The organism is Blastomonas ursincola, from assembly GCF_013607875.1.
Classification (GTDB): domain Bacteria; phylum Pseudomonadota; class Alphaproteobacteria; order Sphingomonadales; family Sphingomonadaceae; genus Blastomonas; species Blastomonas ursincola.
Genome location: NZ_VDES01000001.1, coordinates 970,318 through 984,514 on the forward strand (window position 1 = coordinate 970,318; position 14,197 = coordinate 984,514).

Annotated in this window: 10 protein-coding genes; 5 read left to right on the forward strand and 5 right to left on the reverse strand. The window is 64.6% G+C overall.

Translation table 11 applies throughout. The annotated features are described in order from the left end of the window. Positions 1-14 precede the first annotated feature (14 nt). A complete protein-coding gene (locus FG486_RS04530) occupies positions 15-1,013 on the forward strand; it encodes a type II secretion system F family protein (protein ID WP_171007799.1) in 999 nt (332 codons plus the stop codon). Positions 1,014-1,143: 130 nt separating this feature from the next. On the opposite strand, the gene FG486_RS04535 is transcribed toward FG486_RS04530, so the two are convergent. Further along, positions 1,144-3,636 (reverse strand): TonB-dependent receptor, encoded by a 2,493-nt coding sequence (locus tag FG486_RS04535; protein ID WP_181266596.1) that lies wholly within the window; start codon positions 3,634-3,636, stop codon positions 1,144-1,146. A 411-nt stretch (positions 3,637-4,047) separates the two neighbouring features. On the opposite strand from FG486_RS04535, the gene FG486_RS04540 reads away from it, so the two are divergent. Continuing rightward, positions 4,048-5,097: a CaiB/BaiF CoA transferase family protein gene (locus tag FG486_RS04540; RefSeq protein ID WP_066276884.1), complete on the forward strand. Its 1,050-nt coding sequence runs from the start codon at positions 4,048-4,050 to the stop codon at positions 5,095-5,097. Between the two features lies 1 nt (position 5,098). On the opposite strand, the gene FG486_RS04545 is transcribed toward FG486_RS04540, so the two are convergent. Together FG486_RS04545 and FG486_RS04550 are read right to left on the reverse strand one after the other, a co-directional pair. Then, a complete protein-coding gene (locus tag FG486_RS04545; RefSeq protein WP_181266597.1) occupies positions 5,099-5,539 on the reverse strand; it encodes a hypothetical protein in 441 nt (146 codons plus the stop codon). A 295-nt stretch (positions 5,540-5,834) separates the two neighbouring features. Beyond that, positions 5,835-6,758: a glutaminase gene (locus FG486_RS04550; RefSeq protein ID WP_181266598.1), complete on the reverse strand. Its 924-nt coding sequence runs from the start codon at positions 6,756-6,758 to the stop codon at positions 5,835-5,837. A 77-nt stretch (positions 6,759-6,835) separates the two neighbouring features. Between FG486_RS04550 and FG486_RS04555 the strand changes: the two genes are divergently transcribed. From FG486_RS04555 to FG486_RS04565, 3 genes are all read left to right on the forward strand, one after another. Next, positions 6,836-7,807 (forward strand): bile acid:sodium symporter family protein, encoded by a 972-nt coding sequence (locus FG486_RS04555; protein WP_181266599.1) that lies wholly within the window; start codon positions 6,836-6,838, stop codon positions 7,805-7,807. A gap of 48 nt (positions 7,808-7,855) precedes the next feature. Continuing rightward, a complete protein-coding gene (locus FG486_RS04560) occupies positions 7,856-8,821 on the forward strand; it encodes a radical SAM protein (RefSeq protein ID WP_181266600.1) in 966 nt (321 codons plus the stop codon). A gap of 76 nt (positions 8,822-8,897) precedes the next feature. Continuing rightward, positions 8,898-10,223 carry an ABC1 kinase family protein gene (locus tag FG486_RS04565; RefSeq protein ID WP_181266601.1) on the forward strand — a complete coding sequence of 442 codons (1,326 nt, stop codon included), beginning with the start codon at positions 8,898-8,900 and terminating at the stop codon, positions 10,221-10,223. A gap of 9 nt (positions 10,224-10,232) precedes the next feature. Here the strand turns inward: FG486_RS04565 and FG486_RS04570 are convergent, their stop codons facing one another. Beyond that, positions 10,233-12,557: an SPOR domain-containing protein gene (locus FG486_RS04570; RefSeq protein WP_181266602.1), complete on the reverse strand. Its 2,325-nt coding sequence runs from the start codon at positions 12,555-12,557 to the stop codon at positions 10,233-10,235. Positions 12,558-12,701: 144 nt separating this feature from the next. Next, positions 12,702-14,126, reverse strand: coding sequence for a cell division protein FtsZ (gene ftsZ / locus FG486_RS04575; RefSeq protein ID WP_181266603.1), 1,425 nt, complete (start codon positions 14,124-14,126; stop codon positions 12,702-12,704). Between the last annotated feature and the right edge of the window lie 71 nt (positions 14,127-14,197).

A 14,197-nucleotide genomic window follows, 5' to 3' on the forward strand; every position in this document is an offset into this window, starting at 1 on the left:
GGGGGCAAGGAACGATGCAGGAAGCAGCCAATCCTACCCTGATGGGAATCGACGTGATCTTCGTGGCGACCTTGCTCGCTGCGGTGGCGACGCTCGCGGTGCTGATCGCGATCTATGCCGCGACCACGGTGCGCGATCCCATGGCCAAGCGGGTCAAGGCGCTGAACGAGCGGCGCGAGCAGCTCAAGGCGGGAATCACCGCCTCCACCGCCAAGAAGCGCGCCAAGATCGTTCACAAGAACGACACCACCGACAAGATGCGCAGCACACTGCAATCCCTGCGGGTGCTGCAGGACGAACAGCTCAAGGCCGCGCAGCAGAAGCTGGCCCAGGCCGGCATCCGTTCCAAGGACGTGGCGGTGTCGATCATCTTCGGTCGCATGGTGCTGCCGATCGCGCTGGGCGGCCTCGCCGCGCTGCTGATCTACGGCCTGGACGTGCTGGTGCCCGACTGGTCGCCGATCAAGAAATTCGGCTTGTTTGCTGCCATCCTGATCGGCAGCTACAAGGCGCCGGACCTGTTCGTGCAGAACATGATCACCAAGCGCACCGATGCCATCCGCAAGGGCCTGCCCGACGCGCTCGACCTGCTGGTGATCTGCGCCGAGGCGGGTCTCACCGTCGATGCCGCCTTCAACCGGGTCGCCAAGGAACTGGGCCGCGCCTATCCCGAGCTGGGCGACGAATTCGCGCTGACCGCGATCGAACTCGCGTTCCTGACCGAACGCCGCCAGGCCTTTGAAAACCTGGCGTATCGCGTTGCGCTGGAATCGGTGCGCGGGGTGGTGACGACGATGATCCAGACCGAGAAATACGGCACGCCGCTTGCCTCCGCGCTGCGCGTGCTCTCGGCCGAATTCCGCAACGAGCGCATGATGCGCGCCGAGGAAAAGGCCGCACGCCTGCCCGCGATCATGACCGTGCCGCTGATCCTTTTCATCCTGCCGACGCTGTTCGTCGTCATTCTCGGCCCGGCGGCATGCTCGATCGCCGATGCCTTTTCCAAGCAGTGACCGGGCCGGCCACTGGCCCCCGATCGACATGAAAAAAGGGGCGGCAACCGTAGCCGGTGCCGCCCCAGGTCACTGATGTTCACCGCCCGATGGTGTCCGATCAGGCGGTGTCCCCCATCAATCCCTTGCGTCAGTATTTCGCGCGCACGGTGATGCCGTACATGCGCGGTTCCTCGACGAAACCGATACGCGAACGCGTGCCCGCACCACCGCGCAGCGGGGTGTTGGCGGTGATGCCGCGCGTGATCTCGTTGTTGAGGTTGGTGCCCCACAGTTCGAACGAGAAGCGGTCGTCCGGCGTGGTGAAGCCAAGCCGCGCGTTCATCTTGAAATAGCTTTCCTGGATGTCGAGCGGGATCGGCAGGCCATTGCTGTCCAGCGGCGAGGTGCTGGTGCGGCGGTCGTCCGAATAGTTGATGTTGAAATTGGCCAGCATCTTCCATCCGGAATCGGTGATCTCCTTGTCATAGGTGATGCCGAACACGCCGGTGAACTTGGGCGCGTTGGTGAGGTCCGCACCGCAAAGGCTGCGGATCGTCGCCAGCGTCTGCGCCGTGCCGACCACGCCCGCAGCGCAATTGCGCGGATAGCGGGCATCCGCATAGGTAACCGCAGCATTGACCGAGATGCCCGATTCGAACTGGCCGAACATTTCCAGCTCGACACCGGTCGACTTGGCCGCGCCGACGTTGAACGTCTGGAACTGGACACCGGTGAACTCGAGGACCTGGAAGTCCTTCATGTCCATGTGGAATACGGCAAGGTTCGCGCGGATGCGGCCATTGGCGAACTCGGTCTTGATACCCGCTTCATAGGCATCGACCTTTTCCGAATTGAAGCGCGGATCGGCACCCAGGGCGGCCGCTGCCGGGTCGAGGTTGAAACCGCCCGACTTGAAGCCATGGCTGAATCCCGCATAGGCCAGGAAGCCGTTGTTGCTGTTATAGGCGAGCTGCGCGGTATAGGTCAGCTCGTCATCCTTGAAGACGAGATTATATTCACGCGGCAGCGGCAAGCCGGGGATCGAACTGGCAAGCACGGTCCCGCCCGTGCCCGGCACGGTGATGCCGACCGACGTCGCGAACGGGAAGCAGGTCAGGCCCAACGCACCGGCGCGAAGCGCTGCGGGGATCGCTCCTGTGATCACGCCGTTGACGATCGCCTGGCAGGCAGGCGAATTGGCGGCCAACTGATCGAAGCTGCCCCGCTTCTTTTCGTCGACATAGCGTGCGCCGAGCGTCAGGCTGAGATTGTCGGTGAAGTTGATCACGTTATGCGTGAAGATCGAGAAGCTCTCGGCGTCCTGTCGGAACTGGTTTATCGCGAAATTGCCCGCCGCATTGACCGGCACGCCGCCATTGCCCAGCGCGGTCAGCGCGAACAGCGGATTGACCCCGGCAAGGTTGGCGAAGTTGCCGGCGCTCACTGCCCGCTGGTAATCCGGGCCCAGCGTCAGCGTCTGGATCTCGTTGATCTTCTCGTCCGAATAATAGGCACCGACCAGGAAATCGAGCGCATCGTCGAACGCGCTGCCCTGGAAGCGCAGTTCGTGGGTCATCGTCTTGATCGGGCCGCCATTGCTGGGCGTGGTCGGCGCTGATGCCGCACCATTGCCAGAGGTGAAGACGTTGAGACCGACGAAATCCGATTCCTGGTCGGAAGACGCCTCGAAATGGCGGTACGATCCAATATAGGTCATCTGCACGGGGCCGATGTCCCATTTCAGCTCGCCCGAAAAGCCATATTGCTCGGTATCGTTGTTGAACTGCTGGCTGTTGGTACGCAGTTGCTTGAGCGCCTGCGGCCCCGAGGCAACGACACCGCTATTGGGCAGGCCGTGAAAGGCGAAGAACGGAACCAGTTCGGTCTCACGCACGATAACCGCGTCGCAACAGTTCTCGTCGGCCTTGGCATAATCGCCGATAAGGCGGACGCTGACATCGGGCGAAGGCTCCCAGAGCAGCTGGGCGCGCACGATATAGCGGTCACGATTGCCGCTCTCCGCACCCGGCACGGTGGCACTTTTCAGATAGCCGTCACGCTTACGATAAGCGCCCGAGATGCGCAGACCCAGCTGGTCGGTGACCAGCGGCACACTGACACCGGCCTGCACGTTGAAGAAGTCGTAATTGCCATAGGTGAAGTTGCCGAACGCCTTGACCTCGGTCAGGTCGGGGCGCTGGGTGGTGATGTTGAGCGCACCGGCCGAGGTATTGCGCCCGAACAATGTGCCTTGCGGGCCGCGCAGGATTTCGAGCCGCTCCAGATCGAGCAGATCGCCCAGCGCAATGCCGGGGCGCGACTGGTAGACGCCATCGATGAACACGCCGACCGAGCTTTCAAGGCCCGTGTTGTTGCCGGTGGTGCCGACGCCACGGATGCGGATCGAGGTGCCCTGGCTTTCGGTCTGCGATGACTGGACGTTGAAGCTGGGCGAGATCGAGGTCAGCGACTTGATGTCCTGCACGTTCTGCCGGTCGAGCTGGGCCGGACTGACCGCCGTGACCGCCAGCGGAATGTCCTGCACATCGGCCGCGCGCAGCGTCGCAGTCACGATGATGACATCGCGCTCGGGCGCCTGATCATCCTGCTGCGCATCCTGCGCCTGAGCCATCGATGTCATTGAGACAGTGCAAAGCAAGCCCAGAACGGGCTTCCACAAAGTGCGCATCCTCTTCTCCCACAAGCAACCTGTTGGTTGTGCTTTTGCCCCCCTCACTCTGCAGGTGATGTTGGGTGCGAAGTGAAAGCTGTCACAATGGCTGCCGGAATGCAATTCGTTTTAATTCCCTGATTAAACTTTTGCAGTGCGGCAAGAATGGCGGAAATCCTGACCTTTTTATTTGTTGCAATGCAACATCGACCTTCCGTCACGGGAAGGTCACTGTTCCGCAATACCCTCACCCTGCATTTTGCATCGCGGCGATCGACAGGCGTGCCAGCCCGCGGCCTGACCTCGAAATCGGGCTTGCATTGGACGCCGTCGACGCTAGCGTGCGCCTCTTAATCGATCAGTTAAACAAGGTGGAGAGATATGGCGGGTGCACTGGCAGGCGTGACGATCATCGAACTGGCGGGAATCGGCCCTGGCCCGTTTGCGGCGATGATGCTGGCCGATCATGGTGCGCGGGTCATTCGTGTCGAGCGTGCGACTGGTCGCGCTCCCGTCGGCGATTCCGGCAATCGCGATATTCTGAACCGCAACCGCGAGGTGATCGGGGTCGATCTCAAGTCAGCCGATGGCATTGCCCGGGTCCGCGAACTCGTCCGCGCAGCCGACGGGCTGATCGAGGGCTTCCGTCCCGGTGTGATGGAGCGGTTGGGCCTCGGCCCCGACGTCCTGCTCGCCGACAATCCGAAGCTGGTTTATGGCCGCATGACCGGATGGGGCCAGACCGGTCCCTACGCGCCGCTTGCCGGGCACGACATCAACTATATCGCGCTGTCGGGCGCGCTGCACAGCTATGGCCGCGCGGGCGAGAAGCCGACTCCCCCGGTCAACGCCGTGGGCGATTTCGGCGGCGGCGGCATGTTCATGGCGTTCGGCATGGTCGCCGGCATCCTGTCCGCGCGCAGCACCGGCAAGGGCCAGGTCATCGATTGCGCGATGACCGATGGCGCGGCGGTGCTTTCCGCCATGACCTATACCTTCCTCGCCAACGGCCAGTGGCGCGATGAGCGCGGGGTCAACCTGCTCGACACCGGCGCGCATTTCTATGACACCTATGAATGCGCCGACGGCAAGTTCATCTCGATCGGGTCGATCGAACCGCAATTCTACGCGCTGCTGCGCGAGAAGGCAGGCCTTTCCGATCCCGCCTTCGACCTGCAGATGGACCCGCGCCAATGGGGCCCCCTCAAGGAAAAACTCACCGCGCTGTTCCTTTCGAAGACGCGCGACGAATGGTGCGCGATCATGGAGCATACCGACATTTGCTTCGCCCCGGTGCTGAGCCTCAAGGAAGCGCCCGAACACCCGCACAACAAGGAGCGCGGCACGTTCATCGAGGTGGACGGCATCCTGCAGCCCGCCCCCGCGCCAAGGTTCAGCCAGACGCCTGCGCCTCCGGTGCGGATGGGGTAGTCTATGCTTTGGAGGCCAGATTATTCTGGAACTGACCTAGCCGATGGAGCAGGGTTTTGGACTGTACCATCAATTGCTTGAGCAAGTCGGAAGTCCCCTCCTCCGTCAGAAGCTCCTCCTTCAGAAGAGAAGTTCCTCTTGCTACGGCCATCATCTTGATTCGGGCGATCCAAGCCCCCGAATCATTTGTGTAGAGATTGACACAGCCATGGCAGAGTAGGTTCCTGAGCTCGATTTTCTCCTGGATGGCCTGTAGCGGCTCAAGTATTGCTCGCCCCTGCCTGGCGTAGCTTCCGTCGCACCCCAGCAATTCATGCAACTGAGCAAGCCGCCCCTTCAGGGTCGGCTTGATCTTTATCGTGGCAGCCCCATTGTGAACTTCCGACAGCAAACGCAATGTTTCGGTAACCGCGAATTCGCATTGTGCAAATGCCGCGATCATTTGGCTCCGGCTTTGATCCCATGAGGCAATTGCGATCTGTCGTGGATGTGTTGTGACAGCATTCATGCTCCAACTATATGGATGAATTATTTCAAATCTGTGCATATTTTATGCCTTCCGACCAGATCGACCGGAGTAAAAATGATGTGCAAGGAACTCGAGAATTCTGAGCTCAATCCAGCGGACAAAGCACCCCAATATGACCTCGATCAGATGATCAAGGAGATGACCCCCGATACGTTTCCGGACATAGTTGATTGGGGAGAGCCAGTGGGCCAAGAACTTCACTGACCCTTCAAACGAACACGCTCCACCCGGTCGCCTCGACCAGTTCCTCGAGCGCGATCGCGCCGACCATCGAGGTGCCCGAGGCGTTGAGGCCGGGGGACCACACCGCGATGGCGCCATGGCCCGGCGCGATGCACAGGATGCCGCCGCCGACACCGCTCTTGCCGGGCAGGCCGATGCGATAGGCGAAGTCGCCGCTATTGTCGTAATGGCCGCAGCTCATCATCACCGCGTTGATCCGGCGGCAATTCTCGCGGGTGACGAGCTGCTCGCGGTTGATCGGGTCGCAGCCGTCGAACGCCAGGAACAGGGCGGCACGCGCCAGCTGGCGGCAGCTCATCCGCACCGCGCACTGGCGGAAATAGGCGCCCAGGCTTTGCTCGACCGGATTGGCCATGTTGCCGAACGCGGCCATGAAATGCGCGAGCGCGCGGTTGCGCGATCCGGTCGCGGATTCCGATTCCGCCACCTCCTCGTCCACCGCGATGCTGTCATCGCCCGACAGCCGGTGGAAGCGCCCGAGCAGCTCCGCCTCGAACGCTTGCGCACCGCTGCGCGCCACCAGCATGTCGGTGACGACAATCGCGCCGGCATTGATCAGCGGATTGCGCGGGATGCCCTTTTCATTTTCCAGCTGCACAATCGAATTGAACGCGCTGCCCGAGGGCTCGCGCCCAACCCGGTCCCAGACATTTTCGCCATAATGCTTGAGCGCAAGCGAGAGGGTGAACACCTTGGAAATCGACTGGATCGAGAACGGCTCATGGCTGTCGCCCAGCGTGACCATGGTCCCGTCCCCCAGCACGATCGCCATGCCGAACTTGGTCGGATCGATCCGCGCGAGCGCAGGGATATAGTCGGCGACCTTGCCGGTGCCGATATGCGGGGTGACCGCAGCCTCGATGCGCGCGGTGATCGCCTGCCAGTCCATGCCCCCTCCCCCAGAATTCGGCGCTGCATTGTTCCGATCGTTGCGCAACCGAACAAAACATAGCAGGGGGAAACGGCATGTCGATTCTTACGCGCCTCATTCCCGACCGGTTCGTGCTGATGCTGCTGCTGACCGTCGCGGTCGCCGCCGTGCTACCCGTGACCGGCCAGGCGGCGGTCTATGCAGGCTATGGCGTCTCGGTCGCGATCTTCCTGCTGTTCTTCCTCCACGGCCTGCGCCTGCCACGCGCCGAGGTGATCGTCGCGATGAAGAACTGGCGGCTGCAGGGCCTGATCTTCGCGTTCACCTTTGCGTTCATGCCGCTGCTGGGTCTGGCGGCATCGCAGGCGCCGGGAGGGTTGCTGCCGCACGGGCTGGTGATCGGGCTGCTATTCCTCGGCATCCTGCCCTCGACCGTCCAGTCGGCAATCAGCTATTCGTCACTCGCGGGGGGCAATATTGCGGCGTCGGTCATGGCATCGGCACTGCTCAATCTCGCCGGCATCGTCATGACCCCGCTGCTCGTGGCGCTGCTGATCGGCGCGGACGGGGGCGCTGCGATCAGCAGCGATACCGTGATAAAGATCCTCTCGATCCTGCTGCTGCCCTTTGCTCTGGGTCAGATCGTTCAGGCCTGGCTCGGGGCCTGGGCTCAGCGCAACAAGTCTCTGCTCACCCTGCTCGACCGCAGTTCGATCGCGATCGCGGTCTATGTCGCCTTCAGCTCGGCGGTCGCGGGCGGCAAGATGCAGACGCTCGGCTGGAGCGTATTGGCGGTGCTGTGCGCCATCATCCTGCTGATGCTGGTGCTCTCGATGCTCGCCGCCTGGGGGCTGGGCGGGCTGCTCGGCCTGCCGCGCGCCGACCGCATCAGCCTGCTTTTCGCCGGATCGCACAAGAGCATCGCCACCGGCGCGCCGCTCGCCGCGATCCTGTTTGCAGGGCCCCAGGCGGGCATCGTTATCCTGCCCGCGCTGATCTATCACCAGTTGCAGCTCGTTCTATCGGCTCCGCTGGCATCCAGACTGGCGAAACACGCCGAGGCCTGACGCTTTTCGCTTGGCGGCGATCGGCGACGCAGCGATATAGTCAGCAGCATGAGCACCGCCGCCAGCCCGTTCGCGATCGACAATGCCCCGCCGCTCAACCCGGCCAAGTTCCGCGATCCGCTGATCACCGCCAAGGGCGAGCCGCGCGCAAGCGTCGCGATGACATCGCTCGAAACGCTATGGTTCAACACCGGCACGCTGTGCAACCTCGCGTGCCTCAGCTGCTATATCGAAAGCTCGCCACGCAACGATGCGCTGGTCTATCTCTCGCTGGCCGAGGTAACGACCTATCTCGACGAGATCGCTTCGTCCGCCTTGCCCACGCGTGAGATCGGGCTGACCGGGGGCGAGCCGTTCATGAACCCGGACATCATCGCGATCCTGGAGCTCTGCCTGGCACGCGGGTTCGAGACGCTGGTCCTGTCGAACGCGATGCGCCCGATGCGGCGGCACGAGGCGGCGCTGCTCGAGCTCAAGGCGCGGCATGGCGACCTGCTCACCATCCGCGTCAGCCTGGACCACCACAGCCAGGCCGTGCACGAGGCCGAACGCGGCGTGAGCAGCTGGGACAAGGCCTTGTCCGGCCTGCAATGGCTGGCGCAGCACGGCTTCAGGATCGCGATCGCCGGACGGCATCTGGCGCACGAAAGCGAAACCGAGGCGCGCGCAGGCTTTGCGGCGCTGTTCGAACGCCTCGGCCTTGCCATCGACACCGGCAATCCGCAGCAGTTCGTGATGTTTCCGGAAATGGACGCGGCAGCCGACATTGCCGAGATCAGCACCGGCTGCTGGGACATATTGGGCAAGAGCCCCGATATGATGATGTGCGCGACCAGCCGCATGGTGGTGAAGCACAAGGGCGCACATGCGCCGACCGTCGCGGCCTGCACGCTGCTGCCCCATGATCCCGGTTTCGACATGGGCGCGACGCTGGCCGAGGCATCGCGCGCTGTATCGCTCAACCATCCGCATTGTGCACGCTTCTGCGTGCTCGGCGGGGCGAGTTGCAGCTAGGCCGGGGCGCACCTACATAGCGGGCGAGGCGCGTGCCTATCCCGGTCGCGCCAAGCTGACAGGCCGACACACCCCGATGCTCCCCCCCAGAACGCGATCTTCCGGCCAGGCCGTCCCCAGCGGCCGCCTCTCCCGCTTTGCCAGTTTCGGCACCATGGTCGGCGGGGTCGCCGGATCGATGCTCGTTGACGGCACCAAGCAGCTCGCGCAGGGCCGCCGCCCCTCGATCGGCGACCTACTGCTGACCCCTGCCAATGCGCGCAAGATCGCCGATCGGCTGGCGACGATGCGCGGTGCGGCGATGAAGCTGGGCCAGCTGATGTCGATGGACACCGGCGACTTTCTGCCGCCCGAGCTTTCGGACATTCTCGCCCGGCTGCGCGCCGATGCCCAGCACATGCCGCAGGGCCAGCTGCGCAACGTGCTCAACCAGAACTGGGGCCGCGGTTGGGAAAAGCGCTTTGCCAGCTTCGATTTCAGGCCCGTCGCCGCCGCCTCGATCGGCCAGGTGCACCGCGCGAAGACGCTCGACGGGCGCGATCTGGCGATCAAGGTGCAATATCCCGGCGTGCGGCAGAGCATCGACAGCGATGTCGACAATGTCGCTGCGCTGATCAAGCTCACCGGCCTGCTGCCGCCCGAGCTCGACATCGACCCGATGCTGGCCGATGCCAAGGCGCAGCTGCACGAAGAGGCCGACTATGCGCACGAGGCGGCGCATCTGGCGCGCTTCGGCGAGCTGCTCGCAGGACATGCGGACTTCCGCGTCCCCGCATTGCATGCCGACCTCACCACCACCGACATCCTGGCGATGGATTATGTCGAGAGCATCGCGATCGAGGACACCGCGAGCATGGACCAGGCGACGCGCGACGGCATCGTGCTCCGGCTGGTCGGATTGCTGCTGCGCGAGCTGTTCGACTTCCGGCTGATGCAGACCGATCCAAATTTCGCGAATTATCGCTTCGATCCGGCAAGCGGCAAGTTGGTGCTGCTCGATTTCGGCGCGACGCGGGTGGTGACCGACCGGGTCGCCAATGCCTATCGCACGCTTCTGCGTGGCGGGATGCAGCGCGATACCGCCCTGATGCGCGAGGGCGGGCTGACGCTGGGCATGCTGCATCCCGATGCGCCCGAAAGCCACAAGGTGGCGGTGCTGGGCATGTTCGACACGGCGTTCGAGCCGCTACGCATCGACGGACCGTTCGACTTCTCATCCAACGAGATGACGAGCGAACTGCGCGACGAGGGCATGGCCTTCGCCAAGGAGCGCACCTTCTGGCAGGTTCCCCCGGTCGAAACGCTGTTCATCCAGCGCAAGATCGGCGGCGTGTTCCTGCTCGGCGCCCGGCTGAAGGCGAACACCAACGTCCACCGGCTGATCAGCGACGCGGTGATGTAACCCTGGCGCCTATTTGCCCAGCGCGGTCACTTCCTGCCCCGCCGGGCTGGTGAAGGTGAAGCCCGACAGCTTGTTCTTGGCCAGCGTGTTGACGAACGCCTGTGCCTCGTCGGCGCTCTTGAACGGCCCGGTCAGCAGCCGGTTGGTGGCGTTGAGCGGAGTCCACCAGCCCTGCTTGCCCTTGAACAGGGCGGGCGAGGTCGTGGTCAGCCGCTTCCATTCCTTGGAAAGATCGGCGCGGTTGGCCCCGCCTGCCACCTGCACCCAATAGCGCTTGGGATGCTTGGGCTCGGCCTTCTTCGCAGCCGCAGCCTTTTTCTCGGCCGCCAGCTTGTCCGCTGCCTTCTTGTCCGCCAGCTTCTTGTCCGCTAGCTTCTTGTCTTCTGCGGCCTTCTTGTCTGCAGCCTGCTTGTCGGCGAGCTTCTTGTCCTCTTCCGCCTTTTTGGCGGCAAGTTCCTTCTCGTCGGGCTTTTTGGGTGCCGGTGGCAGCTTGGTAACATCGACCGCATAATCCGCTGGCGCGAGCTCGGCTGCCGGGACCTGAATGCTGGCAATGACCGACGCCAGGCTGACGCGGGCAGGCTCCGGTTCAGATGGCAGCGGCTGCACGGTCGCCGGGGAAGCCGCAGCGCTGGCCGTCGCGGCACTGGCCGCCGCTGGACTGGAACTGGACAAGGTCAAAGGCGCCTGCCCCGGCGCAACGGCATTGGTCGAAGTCACCGCAGAGCCTGCAAGACCCGTCGGCGCTGCCGAGCCTGGCGCGCTGGTCGCAGGCGGAGGGGGCGGCGTCGCGCTCGTCGTTGCCGCAGTCGGATTGGCGACTGAAGTGAAGCCGGGCCGGGGCAATTCGGTCATGCCTGAGAGCACGACCACCTTGTCGTCAGGGCCGATCAGGGGGCCCTGCGCTGCCCGATCGCGCGCGGATGATGGCGCGGGCAGTTCCTTGAGGTCGGTGACCCTGACCGAGGTCGCGAGCGCGAGCTGGTTATCCGCCGGTCGGTCAGGCTGTACGCCGGGCTGCACGCCGGATTGGACGTTGGTCGCCAGGGCAGGACGATCGCCGCCGCCACGTGCCGCGTTGGCCGGGGCCGCCACTGCATTGCGTGACGCTGCACTGCTGTCGGGCAGGGGCTGAACGGTCGCGCGTGATCCGGGCAACGGCTGGACGGTCGCGCGCGCGGTCTGCACATTCTGGATCGTCTGGACGGTCTGCTGCGACGGCGCTGTTGAGCTACCGCGTCCGGGCATCAGCAGATCGGGCGGCGGCACGGGACCCGGGGCGCGGGTCTGGACGGGCACCGGCTGCGCGGCGGCCTGCGCCTGGGCGAGCGCGATCGCCTCGCGCTCCTTCTTCGAAAGCTTGCCCGGGATACGACGCTGCGACTTGTCGACCTTGGCGACCCGCCGGCTCTTGGTCTCGGGCGCCGGCCCGAGAGGCTCGCCTGCCGGGATCAGTCCCGCATCGGCGCGCCCCGAACGGACGCGCGGCGTCCCAAGCGATGCATATTGCCGGTTGCGCGGATCGTCCTTGCCGACGGCCGCCGCCGCCGGGAAGTGCCCGAAATGCGCCGCTGCGGCCTGTTGTGCCGGGGTGAGCCTGCCCATGAAGCGGAAAAAGGGCTCGATCGACGCGGCCATGCGCTTGGGCATGGTGGCATCGGCAATCGCTATCGCCCCTTCCGCATCACCGGACACGGCGAGCACGAAGGCGCGCGTGCGCCAGGCCGCGGCGTCGCGCTTGCGCAGCAGCGGATCCAGCTGGGCTTCGGCAGCCGCCCGGTCGCCGGAAATGCCCAACGACAGGGCGTAGCGGCGGATCGTCTCGTCATCGGCACCGCGGCGCAGCGCCAGCTCATAATCGTCCTGCGCGGCGTTGGAATTGCCGACCAGATCATAGGCGAGCCCCCGGTCTGCGGCATAGACGGTTTCGGGCACGCCCAGCTTCTTCGCCTCGTCAAACAGACGCAGCGCTTCGTACGGATTCTCGTTGAGCAGCAGCGCCGAGCCCAGCCCGGCCTTCACCCGGCCATTGCCAGGCGACATCTCGTCCGCACGCGCGAAGAAGCCGATCGCCGCCTGCGGGTCCTGCAGCAGCAGGGCGGCATTGCCCGCATCGATCAGCGCATCGATGTCGCCGGGATAGAGCGCCAGCCGCTGCAACGCATTCTGCAGCTCGCGCGTGCCCCGCGGCTGCGTGACGTCGAGCGAGCTATAGCCGGTCTCGGGCGCATCGGGCCCCTCTTCCTGCGCCTGGGCAGGGCTGAGCGAAACGCTGGCAACCGCGCAAAGCAGGGTAGCGAAGCGAAGTTTGCGGTGACGCAAAAACGGGGTCAAAGCCATATCGCCCCGTCAGTCGCCCTTTGCAGAAGCGATTGCAAGCGTAGCGCACCCGGCAGCACGGCAGGGCGTGTGCGGTATTCGGTGGCTTGCGGGAACCAACTGCCCGCCGGGTGCACAGGCACGCGGCGGGCAGCGGGATTACTGGTTGTTCTGGCGACCGAGAAAGCGCGGGATGTTGAGCGGCGGTGCATCGGCACCGTCGTCATCACCCTCGTCCTCGCTGCGCGCACCGCCGCGCGACAGGCTCGACATCCGTTCGAACAGGGTGCCACCGCCGGTGGCGACGCGCGGGGCCTTCGCAACCGGATCGGCAGTCTGCGCGGGCGGCGCAACGAACGGCGCGGGCTCCTGCGGGATCTGGGCGCTGGCGGGATCGAGCAGCAGCTCGTCGCCCCCCGCATCGTCGTCGAGCGACTGCGCCGCAACCCCCAGGTCGAGCGCTTCGGGCTCGGCCGCTGCTACCGGCGCGGGCGCCGGAGCGGGTGCCGGGCGCGGGGCCGCGGCGAAGCTGGGTGCGGGCGTCGGCGCAGCGAAGGCGCGCGGTGCCGCCTGGTTCAGCGAGAACGGACGCGCTTCTTCCTGCCCCTGCTGCATCGCATCGCCATCGATGCCGGTGGCGACCACCGACACGCGGATCTTGCCTTCCAGATCGGGGTTGAACGCGCTGCCCCAGATGATGTTGGCATCGGGATCGACCAGTTCCTTGATATGGTTGGCGGCCTCGTCGACTTCCATCAGGCGCATGTCGTCGCCGCCGGTGATCGAGACGATGACGCCCTTGGCGCCCTTCATCGACACGCCATCGAGCAGCGGGTTGGCGATCGCGCGCTCGGCCGCTTCCAGTGCGCGGCCATCGCCCTCGGCCTCGCCGGTGCCCATCATCGCCTTGCCCATCTCGCGCATCACCGAACGGATATCGGCAAAGTCGAGGTTGATCAGGCCCGGATTGACGATCAGGTCGGTGATCGAGCGGACGCCCTGCTGCAGCACTTCGTCCGCCAGCTGGAACGCTTCCTTGAACGTGGTGTTCGGGTTGGCAACCAGGAACAGGTTCTGGTTGGGAATGACGATCAGCGTGTCGACATTCTTCTGCAGCTCGGCAATGCCAGCTTCGGCGGCGCGCATGCGGCGCGTGCCTTCGAAGGTGAACGGCTTGGTGACGACGCCGACGGTCAGGATGCCGCGATCGCGCGCAGCCTTGGCGATCACGGGCGCTGCACCGGTACCGGTGCCGCCGCCCATGCCTGCTGCGATGAAGCACATGTGCGTGCCTTCCAGGATCGCCTCGATATCACCGACGGTCTCTTCCGCTGCCGCACGACCGACTTCGGGCCGCGATCCGGCGCCCAGACCCTGGGTGACATCGGGTCCGAGCTGGATGCGCTGCTCGGCGGTCGAGCTGTTCAGCGCTTGCGCGTCGGTATTGGCGACGATGAAATCGACGCCTTCGACGCTGGCCGCGATCATGTTGGCGATGGCGTTGCCGCCAGCCCCGCCGATCCCGATCACCGCAATGCGCGGGCGCAGTTCGTCGACGGTCGGCGGTCCGATGGTGATGCTCATGCCTTAATTCTCCCCTGCTTCATTATTCTGAAGCAAATACCAAAAACCACATTGCACAGATTGATTCGCGA